This is a genomic window from Rhizobium sullae, assembly GCF_900169785.1.
Classification (GTDB): Bacteria; Pseudomonadota; Alphaproteobacteria; order Rhizobiales; family Rhizobiaceae; genus Rhizobium; species Rhizobium sullae.
Genome location: NZ_FWER01000058.1, coordinates 34,306 through 56,308, shown reverse-complemented (window position 1 = coordinate 56,308; position 22,003 = coordinate 34,306). Strand labels below are relative to the sequence as shown.

The window sequence follows — 22,003 nt, the reverse complement described above, 5'->3', positions numbered from 1 at the left end:
GCGCCGGGGCAGGCTGCTGGGCGGCCGCAGCTGCCCCGCGCGGTGCGGGCTGGGCATGTGCGGCTGCGCGGGCAACCGGCTCGGAGATTTCGAGTTGCTGCGTGGAGCGGCCGACGATCTGCGAAATGTCCTGCAGCGCCTTGATTTGTTCGGCAACGGCGCGGCGCATCGCGGCCGCACTTTCCTTGGCTTCTTCCGGAAGGTCGAATGCGCCGCGCTTCAATTCGCTGCGCGTCATGTCGAGTTCCTTGCGAATATCGCCTGCCGAGCGGCGGATTTCGTCGGTAGCGCCGGAGAAGCGGGCGACCGCTTCCTCGACGGCTTCGCGAAGCGATTCCCGCAGCTGCTGGGCAGCGCCGTCCGAAGCACGGCCGGCCTCGCCGAGCATGCGCTCGACATCCGAAAGCGACGCCGTCAGCCCACCGCGAAGGCGGTTCGACAGATCGTTCGCGCGGCGTTCGGCATTGCCGAAGGTGCCGTCGATCGTTGCGTTCGCTTCTTCGCCGGCCTTGACGATCGAGTTGCGCATCGCCTCGGCGGCTTCCTCGGTACGCTTCTCGGTTTCCGAGAGCACGCGGCCGATATCGGCGAAGGAGGACTGTACGCCCTGGCGCAGATTGCCGGTGACCTGGTTGGAGCGCTGTTCGGCGCGCTCGAAGGCGTTCTCGACCATGCTGGAAAGCGCGCGCATGGTCGTTTCGATCTCTTCGGAACGCTGGACGAGGCCGACGGAGAGGTTCTGAAGAGCGCCTTCACGTTCCTCGAGCGTCGACACGAGGTTCGACTGTGCAGCCGCAAGCAGGTTCGATGCCTGGCTCAGAACCTTCGAGTGCTCGTCGAAGCGGCCGATGATGCCGCCGACCTGCGCCAGCGTCTGGCCGGAGATATCGGAGAGGCGATCGACCTTGCCTTCGAGCAGGCGGGTCGACGCCGAAACCATTTCCGCCGCCTTGGAGGCCGAGTCGGTGAAGCGCGAGGTGGTCTCGCCGAGGCGGCCATCGACGTCCGTCAGATTTTCCGCCGCACGGCTCATCATCGTCGCCATCGAGGCGCTGTTTTCGGACAGGCGCTCGATCAGCGCGTTGACGTTGCCAAGCAGGCTCGTTTCGATCGTGTTGACCGCGGTGGCGGCGCTCTCTGTGCGGGCCGCGATCGCATTGGCCAGCGCCGCGTTTTCGGCGCGAAGGCGGTCGGCACTCTGCTCGGCGGCGGCGGCGATGCGGGCCGCAGCCTCCTTGCCGGTTTCCGCATAGCGCTCGATCATCGGGCGTGCGGTTTCATCGATCAGCCGCGACAGCTCGGAAGAACGACCGGCGAGCATGGAATTGAGCTCGCGGGTGCGTTCGTCGAGCGTCGAGCGGATTGTGTGCCCCCGGGCCTCGAGCGCTTTTTCGACATCCGTGAAGGTCGCATCGATTTCACGGGCCTGATCTGTCAGGCCTGAGCGGATCGCGCTGCTGCGGGCTTCGAGAGCCTTGTCGACGTCCGACATTGTGGCGGCAATGCCTTCGCTGGCGCTGGCGATTGTCGAGCGGATTGTGTTACCCCGGGCCTCGAGCGCTTTTTCGACATCCGTCAAGGTCGCATCGATTTCACGGGCCTGGTCTGTCAGGCCTGAGCGGATCGCGTCGCCGCGGGCTTCGAGAGCCTTGTCGACGTCCGACATTGTGGCGGCAATACCTTCGCTGGCGCTGGCGATTGTCGAGCGGATCGCGTCGCCGCGGCTTTCCAGCGAGGACTGGGCCTCGGAGAGGGCCTGCGAAATGGCATTGACCTGGCCGCTGACGAGCGTTTCGGCCTCAGCGACCTTGTTAACGATCGCATTGCCGGCTTCGGAGAAGGTCTGGGCGACGGCGGCGGCCTGGCTCGCAAGACGGTTCTGCGCCTCGGACACGCGGCCGACGATCTGTTCGGAGCGCTCGTCCATGGCACGTGCGAACTCGCTGCTCTTCTGGTCGAGACCTTCGGTGAACTGCTGGCCGGTGCGGGCCATCAGTTCGGCCGTGCGCGCAGCTTCGGCATCCATGCCCTGGGCGGCATCGGCAACGGCGCTGCGCAGCGTCGAGGCGAGACCGGCTGCCTTGCCTTCGATCGTCTGGTTGACGGCATTGAGGCCAAGCGTGAGCGCCCGGTCCATGGTGGATAGGCGTTCGTCGATATGTTCGCTGCCGCGGTGCATCGCCTGTGCAAGGTTCGCTGTGCGGTCGTCGATGGACGTTGCAAGATTTGCGGCACGGTCGTCCACGACTGCGGCAAGCACGCTCGCTCGCTCGTCCACCACAGAGGTGAGGGCTGTCGCCCGCTCATCAATGGCGGAGGCAAGGCTTGCCGTGCGCTCATCGATGGCGCTGGAAAGCGTGTCGCTTGTGCTTTCCAGGACGGTCGTAACGCGTAGGGCGGCATCGTCGCCGAGTTCGCGCAGTTGCGAAATGCTGTCGTTAAGTGTTTCCGCAAGGCGGCTGCCTGCGGCATCCACCTGCGTTGCGACACCGCCGACGCCGTCGCGGATCCGGTTTTCGAGAGCAGCAAGGCCTGCTTCGACGCGTGAACCGGTTTCGGCAAACCGGCCGGTCATGCCGTCAATCGACTGATCGAGGTGCGTGGAAAAGGTTTCTGCCGAACGTGAGATTTCGCTTGCTGCATCTTGGAAGCGGCCGGCGATCTGGCCGGCGCCCTCGCGCAGACGCTCTTCGAGCGACTTGGCGCTGTTGTCGATCGTCTGGCGAATGGAGGCTTCGTGATCTTCCAGCGACATTTCGAGCATGCTGGCGCTTGCGGCGACCGAAGCGCCGATGGTCGTCGCCTGCTCCGACAGCGTATCGCTGAGCTGCGCATGCGCATTGCTGAGCGAAAGGCTGATCGCGTTCGCACGGTCGTCCAGCGTTGCGCGGATGCGGTCATGGGCCGAGGCGAGGCCGCCGTCGATGCGCGCGGTTGCTTCGCTTGTGAGCGCTTCCATGCGGGCGGCTGCTTCGCCCGTCAGTGTCTCGAGGCGATTGTTGCTGCTGGAGAGCGTCGAGGAGAGCGCTGCGGCGTGTTCGCCGAGCGATAGTTCGAGCCGTTCCTGGTTGTCGGTATAAGCGCTGCGGATCGCCTCAGCCTTGTCGGTGAAGGCGCCGGCAACCCGGGCCTCAGCACCCGCAACGGTGTCGAGGAGTGCGTTGGTGCGGGCCTCGAGCGCGCTGTCGAAGCGACTCTGGCTGTCGTCAAGCGAGATGGCGAGCGCCATCGTCTTTTCGTCTAGGGCATCGGCGATGCGGTCGTGATTGCTGGAGAGCGCGCTGACGAGCGCGCTGCTGCGTTCCGCCATGACGTCGTCGATGCGTTCATGGGCGGAATCCAGGGCCTGCGTGATCGCGTCGGCGCGCTGGGAGATGACGTTGTTTAGCTCGTCGGCGCGGCCGAAGGCGGAGGTGATCTGCTCGGTACCGGCGGAGACGGCTGCGGTGAGGTCGGACGTGGTCGACAGCAGGGTCTCGCGGAATTCCGTCGAACGCGCCGCCAGGTTGTTGTGAAGTTCGGAGGTGCCGGTTGCGAGCGCTAGCGAAATTTCACCGGTGGCGTTCTGCAGGGCCGATGCCAATTCGCTGGTACGGCCCGAAAGATTCGCCTGCAGCTCGGAAGTGCCGGACGTGAGAGCCTCGGAGAGCTCGCCCTTGGCATTTTTCAGCGCCGAGGTCAGCTTACCGGTATGGCTCGAAAGGTTCTCCCGCAGATCGGTGGTGCCAGACGCCAGGGTCTCAGAAATTTCATCCTTTGCGCTCTGCAGTGCGAAGGTGAGCTCGCTCGTGCGGCCCGACAGGCTGCCATGCAGTTCGGAAACGCCCGAAGCGAGCACCTGAGAAATCTCGCCGCTTGCAGACTGCAAGGCGGAGGTGATCTCGCTCGCGCGGCCCGACAGGCTGCCGTGCAGCTCGGAGACGCCCGAAGCGAGCGCCTCAGAAATCTCGCCGCTCGCAGACTGCAGCGCAGAGGTGATCTCGTTGGTGCGGACCGACAGGGCGCTGGAGATTTCGTCGACCTTGCTGCCGAGAGAGCTTTCGAGAACCTCCTGACCGGTGCTGAGCGCAGTCGCCAGCGCGAAGGACTGGTCGGTCATCGAGGCGCCAAGGCGCTCGATGCTGGAATTGAGGATGCCGTCGATCGATTCCGAGCCGCCGGCCAGCGTCTCGTTGATGCGCGCGAGGCTTTCCATCAGCTTGGTGTCGAGCGAACCGGCGCGCTTGTCGAAGGCATTCGCGAATTCCGCCACGCGTTCGTCGAATGCGGTGGACATCTGGGCGACCGTTGCCTGCAGGCGCTCGTCGAAGAAGCCGGAGCGCAGGTCAAGGTCCATGATGGCGTCGTCGGCGCTGGACTGCAGGCTCTGACGGAAGCTTGCGCTCTTCTCGTCGAGCGACGCATTGAGCTTGGAAAGCACGTCGTCGAGCGTGCCGGTGATTTCGCGTTCGCCGCCGGTCAGGCTTTCGTTGATTTCGCGCGTGCGGGCGATCAGGATTTCGTTCAGCTGGCGGGCGCGGTCGTTCAGCGCCGCATTCAGCTTCTCTGCGCTGCTGTCCATCGTGGAGGCGCGCGTTTCGAACTGGCTGAGCAGTTGCTCGCCGCGATCGTTGAGGTTGGAGGTGAGCGATTCCAGACGCGTGTCGAATTCGTGCGCCAGCGCAAAACCGGAGGAGGTCAGCGTCTGCAGCAGCGAGTCGGTCTTGGCGGCAAGAAGCGAACCGAGCGACTGGATCGCGGTTTCCGACTTTTCCGTCAGCGTTGCGGCGCGGGTGTCGATCATCGATGCGAAGGCTTCGCCGGACGTTGCAAGGCGCACGGCGATCTCTTCCGTCGCAAGCGAGAGGTCTTCCTTCAACTGGTCGTGGACGCCGACGATCGAGCTGCGGATTCGCTCGGCATGATTGACGATCGCTTCGCGCTCTGAACCGAGCTCATGAACCAGGCCGCGCACGCGCAGTTCGTTATCGGCGTAGCTGCGCTCAAGCGCGTTGACTTCGGAGTGAACCAGCGTTTCGAGCTCGGAAGCGCGGGCGATCGTTCGCTCGATGCCTTCGTTCATGGCCGAGACCTCGCGGCGAACGGCTTGGCCGACGGTCATGATGCGTTCGGACGCGATCGTTTCCGGCTCGGCGAGACGCAGCGCCACTTCCGCCATCGAGCGGGCGGCATTGCGCATGTCCTGAGCACGCGAGATCATGATCCCAAACGCGTAGAACAGAAGGACCGGCACGATGACGCCGATGATGCCGGCAATGACGCCAGGGAGGGCCACGAGATCGGCGACGGAGCGGATCTGCCAAATCTGCGGCGAATAAAGCAGGGCCATCAGGCCGGCGCCGGCGACGATCCACAGCAGCGAGAAGAGCGTGGCGTTACGGACGGCCGAACGCGTCGAGCCGCCGTCCAGCGATTTCAGAATGGAGGCCGCCGTCATGCGGTTGGCGTCGTTCGCCGCGGCCAGGGCCGGGGAACGGGGCGTCTGCTGCTCGGCCGCTCTGGAGCCGCGGCCGCCACGGCGTTGGCTCTCGTCCTGGTCCTGGTGATTGCTGCGGGCAGATGGCGTGTCGGACACTTTGGCCTCCGGGGCGTCGGGCGTTTTAGCGCCACGAGACGGCGCCTTCTGCTGGCTGAAGTCGATCTGGAGAGCTTCGTCTAATGCTTGGAACGCCTTGTCCTCGATCGACTCGCTGTACTTGTTGTTCGCCATTCGGTTACGCCTCGTTACATCCCAGCCGGTTCAGCCGCATTTTCCCAGACAACGCCGCGTCCAGGTTTTCAACCTTTGCCTCTGAGCTTCCCATCCAAGCCGGCGGACGGATAAGCATGTCATTTCAGAGTAGATAGCCGCTTTTTCAAACAGACGGTATCAAAACATTACCACTATCCACTTGGCCCGCAAAGGCGCGTACCATAAACCAACTCTACTAGTATCGTAGTGACACATCCGGGCTTCCGAGACAATTAATGAAGCCTTGCTAATCACCGTCCATTAATCTGTTGTTAACATAATTTAACGCGGGCGGATGTCGAAAAACCAACAATTTAAGGGCGTTTAGCGGCTGTTAACCATAGCGCGAGAATTCCGCCCTCAATGTGCCAGAATTTAACGCGATCGCCACTCTCCAACCGCAGTGTGAATCCAACTGCGGGGTAAAGACGGGAGTATTGGCACATGGCAGCAGTCAGTATCGCATTCGAGGCGCCGGATAATTCCAAGGGGCCATGCCCCTCGAAGGCTCGTCCGATCGACCTTGTTCATCTGGCAAAGCAGACAATGGGCGACAAGGCGCTGGAAGTCGAGGTGCTGCAGATCTTCGCGCGCCAGGCACGCGGCTGCCTGAACGAAATTTCATCAGGCGACGCAAAGAGAATCCAAGCCGCGGCCCACCGGCTTAAGGGGGCGGCGAGCGCCGTCGGGGCTTTCGGCGTATTCGAAGCAGCAGAGGCGATCGAGAACAATTGGAGCGATGCGGCGAACATGGCCGCCGTCGGGGCCGCCGTCGTCGAGGCCGAGAATTTCATTCTCAAGCTCAGCCGCTAGAGCTGGGCATTTTAAGCCGCTCGGCCCGCTGCTCCATTCAGGAACAGCGGGTCTTTTTGTGGCCAGCGGTATGACGCAAACGGAAAAGCCTGTCGCTTTTAAATATGGAATGAAACCGTGAAGGCGGTCGATGTTGACTGCTCATCAGATTTGTTGGAAGACAAATTCTGATCCTCCCCTCTATGATTACCGGAAAATATCATGCCCAAACTGACTATTGTTGCCTTCGACGGCACGCGCTTCGATCTGGATGTCGACCAGGGGTCGACGGTGATGGAGAATGCCGTGCGCAACTCGGTGCCGGGTATCGAAGCAGAGTGCGGCGGCGCATGCGCATGTGCGACCTGTCACGTCTATGTCGACGATGAATGGACGGAGCGTGTCGGCCCGCCGGAAGCGATGGAGGAAGACATGCTCGACTTCGCCTTCGATGTTCGCCCGACTTCGCGGCTTTCCTGTCAGATCAGAATGAAGGCGGTGCTGGACGGACTCATCGTACATGTGCCCGAGCGGCAGGCCTGATCCGTGCAAAAAAAGCCTCGCGCGCCGGATGACGTGCGAGGCAAGGCGGGCGCATAACCATCGGGCGAGGGAGGACCGCCCGCGGCTTAGAACGCGCCAGGAGAACCCAGCGACAGAAGATCAGGTCAATCCCACCTGAACTTCCGAATGTGTTCATATTAGCGCGTGCGGGTTGAGTCGCATATCGCTAATTTTCATCATTAACAGGCTGGGGAGGAGGAAAGCTTCGCACAAGTTTCGTTGCCCAGCTAACGATCTTGCATGTTTCCTTTCAGAAATTGGGCTATCTTTCGCCACCGGATGAACTGATTCGCTTGTTGAGCAAGCGCATCATCCGGTTCTGGAAGTTGACGGCCTCGACGCGGTCGAAACGCGCCTGCAACCTATCGTGTTCTTCTATTCCCCGGTTCGATTCTTCCGTGACAAGCTCCTGCATTGCTTCACAGGTGCGCTGAGCCGGCAGTGCGAGGATGTTCCGTTCCATGACGCGCGCCTGTGTGCGGGCGATTTCCGCATGCCGCTCCTCATGTCTCTTGATGTCGCTCGAGAGCGTATCCCAGATCATCGACAGTTGCTTGCTTGCGCCGTTGCGGTTTCGCCAGCGCGGCAGGATGATCTGCGTGTGAACGGTTACTTTCGCGCTGGTGACGCGGCAGCGGCCCTTCTTCTGCAGGTAGGTCGCCTCGCCGCCGAAGCGGATTTTCGTCGCGCCGGGGTGACGCGCGGACGAGCCGCTCGCCGTCGGCCCGCGGCGGCTCAGCTCCTCGTCGAGCTCGCCGGCGCTCTTTCCGCGGATGTCGAAATAGGAGTAACTCTTGGTCGCAACGACCTGAGCCGAGGCGGGAATGCAGAGGGCAACAGTCATGGAAAAAGCGAGGACGAAACGCATATAACGCGATGCGGAAGGCATTCTTGACGCTACCCGTGTTGAAGTTCGGCGAAGCTTGGGGCATAGCCACGGCGAGCGCAATACAGGGGCGTCGGCTTTTTTTATAATCAATGGGATAACCCCCGATGCTACAGCTTCAAAGCAGTTTCTGGCGCGTGGCGCACGGCCGCGAGATAGAACTCGGGCCGCGCGGCGTAATCATGGCGATCATCAATGTGACGCCGGATTCCTTTTCGGATGGCGGACGCTACGCAAGCGTCGATGCCGCCGTGGAGCACGCACTTCAATCCGTCAGCGAGGGGGCCTCGATCGTCGACATCGGCGGGGAATCGACACGTCCGGGAGCGGCCGAAGTCAGCCCTGCGCAAGAGCAGGCCCGCGTACTGCCGGTGATCGAGGCGCTGCGTGGCAGGAGCGACGCGCTGATTTCGATCGATACCTACCGGGCGGAGACGGCGCGGCTCGCCGTCGGGGCCGGTGCGCATATCGTCAACGACGTCTACGGATTGCAGAAGGAGGAGGCGATCGCCAAGGTTTCGGCCGATACCGGCGCCGGGCTCTGTCTCATGCATACGGGTCGGGGCCGCGAAAAGCTTCCGGACGTGATTGCGGACCAATATCATTTCTTGGTTCGCTCCCTGGAGATCGCGGCGGAAGCAGGTGTCATGCGCGAGCGGATCGTGCTCGATCCGGGCTTCGGCTTTGCCAAGGACGCCGACGAGAACCTGGAGCTAATGGCGAGGTTTGCCGAATTGCAGCGTTTCGGATTGCCGCTGCTGGCTGGCACGTCACGCAAGCGCTTCGTCGGGGCGGTCACGGGGCGGGATGCGGCTGAACGTGATGTTGCGACGGCGGCGAGCAGTGCACTGCTCAGACTGCAAGGGGCTGCGGTTTTTCGGGTGCACAATGTCGCAATCAACAGGGATGCGCTGGCGATGGCGGATGCTATGCTGGCCGCGCGTCTGGATTTCGAGCGGAGATAGGGCTGATGGGCACGAAATATACAATTACGCTGCAGAATTGCGCCTTCTTTGCGCGTCACGGGGTTCACGACGAGGAGGAGTTCCTCGGCCAGCGGTTCTTCGTCGATGCCGAGCTCGACGTCGTGGCGGCGGGCGCGCTCGAAAGCGACTCGATCGACGATACCGTGAACTACGGGATCGCCTTTACGGTGATCGAGGAGATCGTCACGGGCAAGCGCCGCTATTTGATCGAAGCGCTGGCGCTCGATATCGCCAAGGGCCTCTGCGAGAAATTTCATCAGATCACGCGCGCAAAGATCACTGTGCGCAAGCCGAATGCGCCGGTGCCCGGCGTTCTCGATTTCGTACAGGTGAGCATTGAACACTTTGCCGCCTGACAGATTCAGGCCCGCGATGCTCGGTCTCGGCGGCAATCTCGGCGATCCCGTCAAGTCGATGGCTGCGGCGCTGCGGCTACTCGACAGGCGTGATGATTGCCGGGTGACTGCGGTGTCGCGGCTTTATCGAACGCCGCCTTGGGGCAAGACCGACCAGTCCTTCTTCTTCAACGCATGCGCGGCACTCGACACATTGCTCGAACCGGAAGCGCTTCTCGACGTCTGTCTCGGCATCGAGCGAAATATGAAGCGTGAGCGCATCGAGCGCTGGGGACCACGAACGCTCGACATCGATCTGCTGACATACGACGATGTCGAACAGGAAGCGCCGAGGCTAGAACTGCCGCATCCGCGCATGACCGACCGGGGATTCGTTCTGATGCCGCTTGCAGATTTTGCCTCGAACCTCATCGTCAAGGGCCGGACCGTTGCAGACTGGCTTTGCGAGGCGGATACCCAGGGCATCGAAATCGCGGATGCCAATCGCGATTGGTGGCGCAGCGCGTGAAATGAAAAAACGGCGGAGAGCCCGCCGCTTGAAGTGTCTATCTCTATCTGCCGTCGCTATTCGACCGAGCCGACCGTCATTTCATCGATCTGGCGGGTCAGCGTCAGGCCGATCACCGGTATCATGCGGTCTTCCACCTTGACCGAGACGGTGACGTTCATCGTCTTGTCGTCGCGGACGCGGGCGATCATCGCGCCGTTCAGCTTGGCGCGGTTCAAGCCGACGACCACGGTATCCCGTGTGACGGTGCCCGAAACGACGTCGAGACCTTTGCCGGCGGCGCCATCGAGGAATTTGCCTTTATAGCCGCTGCTCGACTGGGTGATGAGGGCGGACATCGGCTGCTTGAAGACGCCGACGCGGCAGGAGCCGTCGAGCTTGATGCCGGCACCGCCGTCGCTCGTGGCAGAACCGATGAGATTGCAGCTGAATTTCGTGCCTTTGTATTTGCCGGCGACGATCTCGCCCGGACCTCTCCATGAGCCCGCGACAGATTCGAAGAAGGCCTTGTCGCGTGTTGCAGCAGTCGCAACAGGGGCAACATCCGCCACCGGAGACAATGCCGCAGCGGCGAGGCCGCAGACGAAGAGAAACTTGCGCGAAGACATGGATTTTTCCTGACCCAAACACCACCCGTTACTGACCCAGAGTTTTGCCGAATAATGGTTAACGGTTGGTTTCCGGCGGACGAAGCACAGTGAAAATGACGGGCTTTAGGAGCGATCAACACCGTCAATTCAGACCGCTAGAATCATGAACTTTCTGGTTTTTTCGACCCTTTCCGTAACGCAAGTCGAGGAAGCGCGAAAATGTTATCTGCCGCTTATTTGCTACCGGCCCGCGGCACCACGGAGGGCGCTAGATCGCCGATGAAGTCGCCGATTCCCGGCCGTTTCAAGGCGCGAAAGGCAAGCGGACGGCAAAGATCCATCGCGGCTATCCCGATGCGAGCCGTCATCAAGCCGTTGATGACGCCTTCGCCGAGCCTGGCCGAGAGCTTGGAAGCAAGGCCGTGGCCCAGGACCTGCTGAACAAGGCTGTCGCCAACGGCGATCGAGCCGGTGACGGCAAGATGCGCCAGAACGTCCCGCATCAGGCGGATCATGCCGAGAGTGCCCGGCCTGCCGCCATAAAGCTCGGCCATGGCGCGGATCAGGCGCGAGGCTTCGAAAAGCACGTAGAGCAGATCGACGATCGCGCGCGGGCTGACAGCAGTGACGATCGAAACACGCTTCGACGAATTGACGATCAGCGCTCTCGCCTGGCGGTCCAGCGAGCCCAGCAATTCGCGTTCGGCAAGGGCCACGAGATGCTGCGCGTCGATGATGTCGCCTTCGGCGGCTTTCAAGGTGGCGCGGCCCTTGGCGGTTTCGGGCTTTCCGGCAAGCAGGTTTGAAAGATTCTTCACCAGGGCGCGTGCCTTGGCGGGCTTTGTTTCCAGGATGGCCACTTCCGCGTCGGCCTTGATCGTCTGAACCGCTGCCAGACGCATCATGCCTGCTGTTTCGCGGATGACGATGGCGATAACGGCAAGGATGCCGATCGCGAATGCCGCGAGCGCCGTGTAGCCCAGCCAGTCGGCGCGCGAAAAGAGGTCGCGGATCAGGCTGTCGGTCCAGAGGCCGAACGCGAGCGACAACAGCACGCCGAAGGCAGTGAGCGCGATCTTGCCAAAGGACGTGCGCCGTTTGCGCGGCACGGCGACCGGCAAAGGGGCGATATCCTTGTCCGGGTTAATGAAGGGGTCGTCTTCGTCCGATGTGAGGACGACTTCGCCACCGAAGCTTGCGGGCCTGCGGTGTTCCTGTTTCCTGTCCGTCTCGATCGGGCGCGGATCGTCGTCGTATGCAAAGGCCGCCGGTGTGCGGCCCGGTCGATCCGAATCTCCAGAAGCGGGTTTGCTCATGCGAGGCGGTCTCCAAACAGAAACTGCATGGCCCGGTCGAGCCGGATATGCGGCACTGAAAGCTTGATGCCGCTGCCGGTTTCCTCAAGCTGCGGCGGCCGGAAGCGTACGATATTCACATCCGGCAATTGGACATTGCGGCTTGCAGATTCAATGCCGTCGAACAGGCTCTCGGGGTCTTCCGGAAGGTCGCCGGGGAAGATCGCCGTCTTCCTGATGCCGTCGAAGCGTTCGCCGGCGATCGTCTCGCCATCGATCGGCGTGCCGACGATCACCGGTAGGTCGTGGCCGTCGCGCCTGACGGTCGCCTCCCGCGTGGCGCGCACCGAGGCAAGCGCCATGACGTCGATGCCGGCACCCGCCATACCGATCCGCTGGATGGCGCGCTCGACGAGGCGGCGCGTCAGCGCATCGAGGCGATCGTGGCTCTCATGGTGCAGATGATCCGCTTTGGTGGCTGCCACGAGAACGCGGTCGATCCGTCGGCCGAGGAGCGACGAGAGCAGCGAGTTCGTGCCGGGACGGAAGCAGGCTAGCACATCCGTCAGCGCGCGCTCCAGGTCTTGGATCGCCTCAGGGCCGCGGTTCATCGCCTGAAGCGCGTCGACGAGAACGATCTGGCGGTCGAGCCGGGCAAAATGTTCGCGAAAGAAGGGTTTGACGACGACCGATTTGTAGGCCTCGTAGCGGCGCTCCATCATCGCCCAGAGCGAGCCCCGGGGCGGTTTGCCTTCGGAAGGCAAGGCGAGCGGCGCAAAAGTAAGCGCGGGCGAGCCTTCAAGGTCGCCGGGAAGCAGGAAACGGCCGGGCGGCAATGTCGAAAGCGAGCGCTCGTCGGCCTTGCAGGCCTTCAGGTAATCGGTGAAGGCCGTCGCGAGATCGCGCGCCTGCATCTCATCGGCGGCGGCTTTGACATCGGTGGCTATGGTCGGTGCGAGCCAGCCGCGGGAGAGTTCAGCGCGGATGCCGCTGCGGGCAAGCGCCAGCGTCTCTTCGCTGTAGGTCCGGTAGTCCTTGGCCAGCAGCGGCAGATCAAGGAGCCACTCCCCGGGATAATCGACGATATCGATCGACAGGCGGCCGGGCGAGAACAGCCGGTTCCAGCCGCTGGCGCTCTGATAATCCAGCGTGATGCGCAGTTCCGATATGGCGCGGGTCGAATCCGGCCAGACACGGTCTTTCACCAGCGCCCGGATATGGTCCTCGTACTGGAAGCGCGGCACGGCGTCGTCCGGCTGCTGTTCCAGCCGCACGGCCGATACCCGGCCGGACTGAACCGGCTCGAAAAGCGGCAGGCGTCCGCCATGCAGCAGATTGTGCACAAGTGACGAGATGAAGACGGTCTTGCCGGACCGGGAAAGCCCCGTGACGCCAAGGCGGATAGCCGGATTGACAAGACTCGAGGCGCGGTCTGCGAGGTTATCGAGCGCAATGCGCGCGTCGTCGGTCAGTGATGTCAAGCTTGGCGGCAAGGCGGGTTTCCGGTTGTCAGTGCTCAAGCATATAGGATGCGGATGCTGCCCGAAAAAGAAGCGACGCGAAAGACGTCAGTCGTGCAGAAAGTCCGTGAGCTTCCACTCTGCGGCTGCGTCGTCGAAATCGACGACCGCAAGGCCGGCCGTGGGAAAGCCATTCGGCAACGCACGCAGCAGGGCATCGTAACCGATGAGCGCTTCGAGCGCCTGCTCGGTCGTCGGGTTGTGGCCGACCAGCATGACGGAGCCGACGTTTTGGGTATTGATGATCTCGAGATAGACATCGGGGGTGGCATTGTAGAGTTCATCGACGTAGAGGATGTCGAGCGACAGGCCCATGGCGCGGTGCACGGCGTCCGCGGTCTCGCGGCAGCGCCTTGCCGTGGAACTGATCAAAAGATCCGGCCGGTAGCCCTTATCAGCTGCGCGGTCTGCCACGAGTTCGGCGTCGTCATAGCCCCTATCGTTCAGGGGCCGGTCGAAATCCCGTTCGCCGGGCTGCGCCCAGGCGGCTTCTGCGTGCCGCAACAGATAGATTCGTGAGGGTGGAGGCAAGGTTGCGGCCATAGAAGAATCCACGAGCGAAGGAGCCTTTTCAGTAGCGTCCGCGGATCACCGGCGTCAACCGCATCGGCACAGCGGCGGCGCAAAACAGCAAGCCCAACACACCTTCTTGAACGGGAAGCAAAAACCAACAATCCTAATAGTGATGCAAAAATAAATTGTTAGCTTCAAAATATGACAGATTTAAAAATCTGTTTACCTGTCGTATTTGGCTTGAATCCGCGATGGCGCTTGGGATATACACCCCGCCATATGAGATGTTCTTCAGGAGAATCGCGTCGAGTGAGAAGATCGATCTTAGCAGTTACGTTCCCTCGGAAGACGAGGAATTCATGAACGCAAGCCAGCGGGCTTACTTCAGAGCCAAGCTCGTAGCCTGGCGGAACGATATCCTTAGAGAAGCGCGCGAGACGCTCGATCATCTCGCAGAAGAAAGCGCCAACCACCCGGACCTCGCGGACCGGGCCTCTTCCGAAACAGACCGGGCGATCGAACTTCGCGCCCGTGACCGCCAGAGAAAGCTGATTTCCAAGATCGATGCAGCATTGCAGCGTATCGAAGACGGTACCTACGGCTACTGCGAGGAAACCGGCGAGCCGATCGGCATCAAGCGCCTCGACGCACGTCCGATCGCAACGCTGTCGATCGAAGCGCAGGAGCGTCATGAGCGCCGCGAGAAGGTCTATCGCGACGAATAGGCTTTCGGCCTCGTTGCAGAATATCGAAGGCACCGCGGTTTGCTGTGCCTTTTTTTCTGTGTGCCGAGCATGATCGACAGCTTGGAGGTGTAAGTCCTTTACCCAGCAATGGCGAGCGCGGGGTGTTGCTGATGCGCCATGGGCCGTGTGCACTGCCGGCGGTTTGTGCCGCCAGATCGTGACTGACACCACAGCGCCCTGCCGAACGCTTTCCTCGCAAGCATAGGCCTCGCTTCCGTTGTGCCCGCGAAGGCCGCATAACCAGCCGAACCGCCCTGTACGGACCCGTACGCAGGGTGGTGTGGGAGGGGCGGACCCGCAAGGTTCCTATCCCGATCGCTCACTTTTCGCGATTGACGCTCATTTCGCCGAAGATGCGGGCCACTTCCTTTTGAAGGTCGGCATCGGCGCCGGTGATCGGCGCCATTTCCGGATCGCGGCGCAGCAGGCTGCCGGATTGCGGCGGAACCGGGCGGGTGGGCGCGTTCGGTGTGGGAACGATGCGCTGCGCAGCGAGTGTATTGTTCATCTCTTCCTGAAGAATGCGTTCGAAATCGCTGGGCGATTCCTTCGGAGCTGCGGCTGCGTCGCCGGTAACAACCGGCACGCCTTCGGCAACGGTCGGAAGGCTCTGCGCCGGCGGCGTCGAGACCTGCGACTCCACCCGCTGCTGCGGCAGAACGCGCTGGCGGGCCGCGTCGAGGATGTCGGCGGCGCTGGCTGCCTCGATCACCGGGGAGACGGGGCGCTCAGGTGGCCTCGGAATGATCGGTGGCGGAGCAGTGGGGCTGGCAGGCTCCCGTGCGATGTTTGCCGCCACGGTCGATGTTGCTGCCGGCTCTGGTTCAGCAGGCGCCGCGGAAGGAGCGGCCACTGCGGGATGCAGACGCGGCTCGACGGCAGGCGCGGGTGCCGGAGCGTAGGGTTCAGCAGCTTCGGGTTCGCGCTCGAAGGCTGCGACGGGCCTTGCAGGCTCGGCACGCGGCTCTTGGGGCATCGCGACGACCGGTTCAGGCTGAGGCTGGGGCGCCGGCGGGGCTATGAATGCGCGCTCCGAGCCGTCGTCGGTATCCTGCAGGATGCGGCTTTCGATAACGATGTCAGTCGGGCCGCCGATCATGATCAGATGCTCGACGTCGTCACGGCGCACGAGCACCAGCCGGCGGCGCGTATCGACGGCTGCAGCATCCAGCACCTGCAGACGTGGCTGCCGGTTCTTGCCGCCGCGCACGAAGGGCGAAGGCGCCCGGCTGCGGAGGATCCACATGATGCCGATCAGGAGCAGCAGCGCGATGCCGACGCCGCCCGCTGCGAGGAGGAAACGGCTGCCATAGGCGCCCATTACTTCGTCGAACATGGTCTTCTACTCCGGTTGCGGCATTCGCCATAACATGACGGCTTTTCAGCTCCTTAGGCAATAGGCTGCCTGCTTGTCCAGTCACGGCCGAACACAAGGACCTGTTTCTGGTTGTCGAAAGTGGCGCCGTTCGTTGTGAATTCAAGCATTCTTGGCTCTTCATACTGTTTTGGCGGACGCAGCAACTTGCTAAGAAGGAACGAACGCCTGATTCCTGCTTTCTCTTGAGAATATAAGCGAATGCTGAACAGGCTCATGCGAGGAATAGATGACGACACCACGTCAGGCTGACGACTACAATGCCCCGATCGTGGATCGCGGAGGACGTTCGGGAACGGCTGTTCGCATCATTCTTCTGGCGCTTGTGCTTGTCGCAGCCGCAGCCGCCTTCGTCTACTTCAAGGATTCGCTTGAAAACGAGATGGTTCTTGGCGTCCTCGGCGTGCTGGCCATGGTCGGCATCTTCTTCCTCGTTTCGTCGGTTATCGGCTTCATCGAGGTCATGCCGCAGCGGCAATCGGATAGCCTTGCGCGGTCGTTTCTCAACAGCCACCCGGACGGTTCGCTGATCACCGACGAGAAAGGGCGGATCATCTATGCCAACGCCGCCTACGGAAAGCTGACCGGCGCCCGCAAACCGACCGAGGTGCAGACGCTCGAAGCGCTGCTTTCGCGCCACCGGGAATCGAACGAAGCGCTTTACCGTCTGTCGAACGGGCTGCGCGAGGGCAGGGAAGGGCAGGAGGAATTCCGCCTGCTGCGTGCTCTTGGCCCGGCAACGAACAATTCCGGCGCTCACTGGTACCGTCTCAAGGCGCGGACGCTGCGAACCGAGGAAGGTGCCGGCAAGCCGCTGCATATCTGGCAGATCAGCGACATCAGCGCCGAGCGCGACGACCAGGAGCGCTTCTTCAAGGAGTTGCAGAACGCGATCGACTACCTCGACCATGCGCCGGCAGGTTTCTTCTCTGCAGGCCGCAAGGGCGAAATCTTCTACCTGAACGCAACGCTCGCCGAGTGGCTCGGGCTCGATCTCACGAAGTTCGTGCCGGGCTCGATGACGATCGGGGATCTCGTGGCGGGCGGCGGGCTGGCGCTCATCCAGTCGGTTCAGGCCGAGCCCGGCCTCAAGAAAACCGATACGCTCGACCTCGACCTCAAGAAGGCGAACGGGCAGAGCCTGCCGGTGCAGCTCATCCACAGCGTGACCTCCATGCGCGACGGCGCGCCGGGCGAGAGCCGGACGATCGTGCTGAGAAGACAGCCAGGCACCGAGAACGAGCAGTCCGCTTCCGCCGCCGCGATGCGCTTTACACGCTTCTTCAACAACACGCCGATGGCAATTGCCTCGGTTGACGGCGACGGGCGAATCCTGCGCACGAATGCCCCGTTCCTGAAGCTCTTCTCCGGCATCGTTTCGCGCGATGACGTCGAAAATGGCGCAGCGCTCGAAGTCATCCTTCAGGAAACCGACCGGCAGAGGCTGAAGGACGCCCTGGCGGCGGCGAAGGACCGCCAGGGCGATATCCCGCCGATCGATTCGCGCATGCCGAGCGACGAGGCGCGCCATTTCCGCTTCTACGTCAACGCCGTCATCGACCAGAGCGACGAGGCGCCGGAAGAGGCCGCGATCGTCTATGCCGTCGAGATGACGGAGCAGAAGGCGCTGGAAGCACAGATGGCGCAGACGCAGAAAATGAATGCGGTCGGCACGCTTGCGGGCGGCATCGCGCACGACTTCAACAACGTGCTAACGGCGATCCTCCTGTCGTCCGACCATCTGCTTCTGCAGGCGCGGCCGTCGGATGCAAGCTTTGCCGACCTTATGGAAATCAAGCGCAATGCGAACCGCGCCGCGGTTCTCGTGCGCCAGCTGTTGGCCTTTTCGCGCAAGCAGACGATGCGGCCGACGGTGTTGAACCTCACCGACGTTGTCGGCGACCTGCGCATGCTTGTCGACCGGCTGCTGTCCGGCACCAACGTCAAGCTCGATGTCGAATACGGCCGCGATCTCTGGCCGGTGAAGACGGACCTGTCGCAGTTCGAGCAGGTGCTGATCAATCTTTGCGTCAATGCGCGCGACGCGATGCCGGAGGGTGGCAAGCTGACGCTGCGCACCCGCAACGTGACGGCGGCGGAAGTGGCCGGTTTCAATTATTCCTACATGCCGCATGAGGACATGGTGCTGATCGAGGTGGCCGATACCGGCACCGGGATTGCGCCCGACATCATGGACAAGATCTTCGAACCCTTCTTCACAACCAAGGAAGTGGGCAAGGGGACGGGCCTCGGGCTGGCGATGGTCTACGGCATCGTCAAGCAATCCGGCGGCTATATTCAGCCGGAATCCGAAGTCGGCAAGGGAACGACTTTCCGGGTCTTCCTGCCGCGCCATGTCGTCGATCCGGCCGTCGCCGCCGAGGCGGACGCCATTGCGGCAGCCGAAGCCGGGGCGGCTGCACAGAAGTCGGCCGCAGGCCAGCCGGAACAGCCGGAAGACCTGACGGGCAACGCCGTCATTCTGCTCGTCGAAGACGAGGAGGCGGTGCGCCGCGGCGGCAAGCGCATGCTGGAAACACGCGGCTACACCGTCCACGAGGCCGGCTCGGGCGTCGAGGCGCTCGACATTCTGGAGGAACTGGACGGCAAGGTGGACATCGTCGTTTCGGACGTCGTCATGCCGGAGATGGACGGGCCGTCGCTGCTGCGCGAGCTGCGCAAGAAATATCCGGACATGAAGTTCATCTTCGTTTCCGGCTATGCTGAAGACGCTTTCGCCCGCAACCTGCCGCCGGACGCCAAGTTCGGCTTCCTGCCGAAGCCCTTCTCGCTGAAGCAGCTCGCCGTCGTCGTCAAGGAAACGCTGGAAGGCGAATAGGGAGGCGGTAACCGCCGCCCGTCCGATTTCAATCGTCGAGCGCCACGGCAATTTCAGCCGCCAGGCGGGCATTGTTCTCGACGAGCGCGATATTCGTCTGGAGGCTCCGTCCGTCCGTCAGATCGAAGATCGTGCCGAGAAGATAAGGGGTCACGGCCTTGCCGCTGATTTCGTCGCGTTCGGCGCTGTCCAGCGCCCGTTCGATGTAGATTTCCATCTCCTCGCGCGGAATTTCATCTTGTTCCGGAACCGGATTGGCGATCAGCATGCCGCCGTCGATGCCCAACTGCTCACGGGTGATCTGGAAATTGGCGATGGCGGCCGGGCTGTTCAGCGTCAGCGGGCTGCGCAGGCCTGAGGAACGGGACCAGAAGGCCGGGAACTCTGCGCTCTCGTAGGTGACGACGGGAACGCCGCTGGTTTCCAGGACTTCCAGGGTCTTCGGAATATCAAGGATCGCCTTTGCACCGGCGCAAACGACAATGACGCCGGTACGGGCGAGCTCCTGCAGGTCGGCCGAGATATCGAAGCTCTCTTCGGCGCCGCGATGCACGCCGCCGATACCGCCGGTAGCAAAGACCTTGATGCCGGCGCGGGCGGCGGCGATCATCGTTGCGGCAACCGTCGTGGCACCGGTGCGGCGCTCGGCGATGGCGAATGCGAGATCGGCGCGCGAGACTTTCATCACGTCCTTCTCCTTCGCGAGCTTCTCAAGCTCTTCCGGCTCCAGGCCGATATGCAGAACGCCGTGAATGACGGCGATCGTTGCCGGAATGGCACCTTGCTCACGGATGATCGCTTCGACGCTACGGGCCATTTCGATATTGCCGGGGTAGGGCATGCCGTGGGTGATGATCGTCGATTCAAGCGCCACCAGCGGCGCACCGCGCTGCTTTGCGGCGGCAACCTCCTTGGAATAGGAGACCGGCAGGAGGGGGGAGATCGGTTTCGTCATTATCTCTTCCGTTTCATCGATATTGCCGCTTCAATGCAGAATTCTGGCACGCTGAACAAGGGCAAGCGTTTCCGCAAGCAGTTTCGCCGAGAGTTTTTCGTTGACGGCATAGGGCGACTGGACCGTGAGTGCAGCGGCCGCCGCGCCGTGCCGCAGGGCTTCCTGGAGCGGCAGGCCCTGCATCAGGGCGGAGAGGATGCCGGCCGCAAGCGAATCTCCGGCGCCCGTCACGTCGGCGACGGTTTCGACCGACGGCGGCGAAAGGCAGAAAGCGCCGTCCCTGCCGAAGGCGATCAGTTCGCGCTGCCCGCGTGTGATGACGCCGCTCTTCAGGCCGGTGTCACCGAGCAGTGACACCCAATCCTCCGGCTTGTCAGGGAGCTGGCCGACCAGGGCTGCGGCCTCGGCCTCATTGAGGAAGAGATAGTCGATGCCGCCGATACACGCCTTGAGCTTGACCACTTTTGCCGGCGATATGGCAATCGCGGCCACGGGTATGCCGAGCGCATTGGCTCGGCTGACGATCGCCGCGATCGTCTCTTCCGGCAGGTTCGCATCGAAAAGGATGAGGTCGTTTGCCGCGAAGGCTTCCCGGACCCAGCGGATCGCCAGCCGGCGCGGCACGAAGTAGCGGTAAAGCTCCATGTCGGCGAGGGCGATCACCAGGTTGCCGTCCCGCTCCAGAATGGCCGTGTAGCTCGGCGTCTTGCGATCGAGAAAGACGAAGGGTCGGTCGCTGATACCGGCCGCATAAGCCGCCTCCGTCACCAGTTCCCCTGCCGGATCGCCGCCGCGCGGCGAAATCATGGTGACGTCGAAGCCAAGGCGCGCTAGATTCCTTGCGGCGTTGAAGCCGCCGCCGCCCGGTTCCTCGAACCAGGTGCCGGGGTTGCTGGCGCCCGGCGCCGTCTCGCCGGAAATGCGCCCGCGCCGATCGATATGCGCGCCGCCGAAAACGAGGATTCTTTTCATCGTCCTGAATGCTCCCAGCCGGTGGAAGAAGCGAATCGTACAGAGGCGCCGGATGCCGCAGTCTCAGCCCGACGTTGCCTAACTCGTTGCTTTGCATCGATAAAACAAATATAGAACACGGGACGTTTTACCTTTTTCTTTCAATTGTTTGGGCGCCCATTGCACAGCTGGAACAAATGGGGTACAAACTCGATATTGCTCAAGCGGCTTCAATAACCTAAAGGTGGATCGGATGTCTCAAAATTCATTGCGGCTCGTAGAGGACAAATCGGTGGACAAAAGCAAGGCGCTTGAAGCGGCACTCTCACAGATTGAGCGGTCGTTCGGCAAGGGCTCGATCATGAAACTCGGCGCGAACGAGAGTGTCATCGAGGTCGAAACGATTTCGACCGGCTCCCTCAGCCTCGATATCGCGCTCGGCATCGGCGGTCTTCCGAAGGGTCGTATCGTTGAAATCTATGGGCCGGAAAGCTCCGGCAAGACGACGCTTGCACTGCAGACGATCGCCGAAGCGCAGAAGAAGGGTGGCATCTGCGCATTCGTCGATGCCGAACATGCGCTCGATCCGGTCTATGCTCGCAAGCTTGGCGTCGATCTCCAGAACCTTTTGATCTCGCAGCCGGATACCGGTGAGCAGGCGCTTGAAATCACCGATACGCTGGTGCGCTCCGGCGCCGTCGACGTTCTCGTCGTCGATTCCGTTGCGGCTCTCACGCCGCGTGCTGAAATCGAAGGCGAGATGGGCGACAGCCTGCCGGGCCTGCAAGCACGCCTGATGAGCCAGGCGCTGCGCAAGCTTACGGCTTCGATCTCCAAATCGAACACCATGGTGATCTTCATCAACCAGATCCGCATGAAGATCGGCGTCATGTTCGGCTCGCCGGAAACAACGACAGGCGGCAATGCGCTGAAGTTCTATGCCTCCGTCCGTCTCGACATCCGCCGTATCGGCGCGGTCAAGGATCGCGAAGAGGTGGTCGGCAATCAGACCCGCGTCAAGGTCGTCAAGAACAAGATGGCGCCTCCTTTCAAGCAGGTGGAATTCGACATCATGTATGGCGAAGGCGTTTCCAAGACCGGCGAACTGATCGATCTCGGCGTCAAGGCCGGCATCGTCGAGAAATCCGGTGCCTGGTTCTCCTATAATAGCCAGCGTCTCGGCCAGGGCCGCGAGAACGCCAAGCTCTTCATCCGCGACAATCCGGACATGGCCCGCGAGATCGAGACAGCGCTTCGCCAGAATGCCGGGCTCATTGCCGACCGCTTCCTGCAGAATAGCGGGCCGGACGCCAATGATGGCGACACCGACACGGATATGTAATTCGTAGCTTCAGCTTTGCTGTATCGAAACCGGCCGCATTCCTTGATCAGAATG

Annotated in this window: 17 protein-coding genes; 8 read left to right on the top strand and 9 right to left on the bottom strand. The window is 62.2% G+C overall.

Features of this window, described 5'->3' with window-relative positions:
- The coding region (locus BN1800_RS32680) for an apolipoprotein A-IV repeat region-like domain-containing protein (RefSeq protein ID WP_087003801.1) at window positions 1-5,710 on the bottom strand (5,710 nt) is incomplete at its 3' end.
- Between the two features lie 465 nt (window positions 5,711-6,175).
- On the opposite strand from BN1800_RS32680, the gene BN1800_RS32675 reads away from it, so the two are divergent.
- Both BN1800_RS32675 and BN1800_RS32670 read left to right on the top strand, forming a co-directional pair.
- Window positions 6,176-6,544: an Hpt domain-containing protein gene (locus tag BN1800_RS32675; RefSeq protein WP_087003798.1), complete on the top strand. Its 369-nt coding sequence runs from the start codon at window positions 6,176-6,178 to the stop codon at window positions 6,542-6,544.
- Window positions 6,545-6,745: 201 nt separating this feature from the next.
- On the top strand, window positions 6,746-7,066 hold the full coding sequence (locus BN1800_RS32670) for a 2Fe-2S iron-sulfur cluster-binding protein (protein WP_027511814.1): 321 nt from the start codon (window positions 6,746-6,748) through the stop codon (window positions 7,064-7,066).
- Between the two features lie 283 nt (window positions 7,067-7,349).
- Here the strand turns inward: BN1800_RS32670 and BN1800_RS32665 are convergent, their stop codons facing one another.
- Entirely contained in the window at window positions 7,350-7,976 is a 627-nt protein-coding gene (locus BN1800_RS32665) for a DUF922 domain-containing Zn-dependent protease (protein ID WP_027511813.1), read from the bottom strand.
- Window positions 7,977-8,080: 104 nt separating this feature from the next.
- On the opposite strand from BN1800_RS32665, the gene folP reads away from it, so the two are divergent.
- The 3 genes from folP to folK are packed head-to-tail and all read left to right on the top strand — an operon-like array spanning window position 8,081 to window position 9,823.
- On the top strand, window positions 8,081-8,938 hold the full coding sequence (gene folP, locus BN1800_RS32660; RefSeq protein WP_027511812.1) for a dihydropteroate synthase: 858 nt from the start codon (window positions 8,081-8,083) through the stop codon (window positions 8,936-8,938).
- A 5-nt stretch (window positions 8,939-8,943) separates the two neighbouring features.
- Entirely contained in the window at window positions 8,944-9,315 is a 372-nt protein-coding gene (gene folB / locus BN1800_RS32655; protein ID WP_027511811.1) for a dihydroneopterin aldolase, read from the top strand.
- A gap of 16 nt (window positions 9,316-9,331) precedes the next feature.
- Window positions 9,332-9,823 (top strand): 2-amino-4-hydroxy-6-hydroxymethyldihydropteridine diphosphokinase, encoded by a 492-nt coding sequence (gene folK / locus BN1800_RS32650; protein ID WP_087003795.1) that lies wholly within the window; start codon window positions 9,332-9,334, stop codon window positions 9,821-9,823.
- A gap of 56 nt (window positions 9,824-9,879) precedes the next feature.
- Here folK and BN1800_RS32645 read toward each other — a convergent pair whose 3' ends face one another.
- The 4 genes from BN1800_RS32645 to BN1800_RS32630 all read right to left on the bottom strand — a co-directional run bounded on the left by BN1800_RS32645 (window position 9,880) and on the right by BN1800_RS32630 (window position 13,771).
- Window positions 9,880-10,431 carry a hypothetical protein gene (locus BN1800_RS32645; protein ID WP_027511809.1) on the bottom strand — a complete coding sequence of 184 codons (552 nt, stop codon included), beginning with the start codon at window positions 10,429-10,431 and terminating at the stop codon, window positions 9,880-9,882.
- Between the two features lie 215 nt (window positions 10,432-10,646).
- Window positions 10,647-11,729 carry a YcjF family protein gene (locus tag BN1800_RS32640; protein ID WP_087003792.1) on the bottom strand — a complete coding sequence of 361 codons (1,083 nt, stop codon included), beginning with the start codon at window positions 11,727-11,729 and terminating at the stop codon, window positions 10,647-10,649.
- Entirely contained in the window at window positions 11,726-13,201 is a 1,476-nt protein-coding gene (locus BN1800_RS32635; protein ID WP_027511807.1) for a YcjX family GTP-binding protein, read from the bottom strand. Before BN1800_RS32635 ends, BN1800_RS32640 begins: the two co-directional genes overlap by 4 nt.
- Window positions 13,202-13,276: 75 nt before the next feature.
- Window positions 13,277-13,771: a SixA phosphatase family protein gene (locus tag BN1800_RS32630; protein ID WP_087003789.1), complete on the bottom strand. Its 495-nt coding sequence runs from the start codon at window positions 13,769-13,771 to the stop codon at window positions 13,277-13,279.
- A 254-nt stretch (window positions 13,772-14,025) separates the two neighbouring features.
- Between BN1800_RS32630 and dksA the strand changes: the two genes are divergently transcribed.
- Window positions 14,026-14,466: an RNA polymerase-binding protein DksA gene (gene dksA, locus BN1800_RS32625; protein ID WP_087003787.1), complete on the top strand. Its 441-nt coding sequence runs from the start codon at window positions 14,026-14,028 to the stop codon at window positions 14,464-14,466.
- A 340-nt stretch (window positions 14,467-14,806) separates the two neighbouring features.
- Here the strand turns inward: dksA and BN1800_RS32620 are convergent, their stop codons facing one another.
- Window positions 14,807-15,823, bottom strand: a complete 1,017-nt coding sequence (locus BN1800_RS32620; protein WP_087003785.1) for a flagellar biosynthetic protein FliO — start codon at window positions 15,821-15,823, stop codon at window positions 14,807-14,809.
- Between the two features lie 268 nt (window positions 15,824-16,091).
- On the opposite strand from BN1800_RS32620, the gene cckA reads away from it, so the two are divergent.
- The gene (gene cckA / locus BN1800_RS32615; RefSeq protein ID WP_027512379.1) at window positions 16,092-18,701 is read left to right on the top strand and encodes a cell cycle histidine kinase CckA; all 2,610 of its coding nucleotides are present in this window, start codon (window positions 16,092-16,094) and stop codon (window positions 18,699-18,701) included.
- 28 nt (window positions 18,702-18,729) lie between these two features.
- Here the strand turns inward: cckA and BN1800_RS32610 are convergent, their stop codons facing one another.
- Window positions 18,730-19,656 (bottom strand): pseudouridine-5'-phosphate glycosidase, encoded by a 927-nt coding sequence (locus BN1800_RS32610; RefSeq protein WP_087003782.1) that lies wholly within the window; start codon window positions 19,654-19,656, stop codon window positions 18,730-18,732.
- Between the two features lie 30 nt (window positions 19,657-19,686).
- Window positions 19,687-20,628: a carbohydrate kinase family protein gene (locus tag BN1800_RS32605; protein WP_027512381.1), complete on the bottom strand. Its 942-nt coding sequence runs from the start codon at window positions 20,626-20,628 to the stop codon at window positions 19,687-19,689.
- Window positions 20,629-20,860: 232 nt separating this feature from the next.
- On the opposite strand from BN1800_RS32605, the gene recA reads away from it, so the two are divergent.
- Entirely contained in the window at window positions 20,861-21,949 is a 1,089-nt protein-coding gene (recA, locus tag BN1800_RS32600; protein WP_087003779.1) for a recombinase RecA, read from the top strand.
- Window positions 21,950-22,003: the final 54 nt, after the last annotated feature.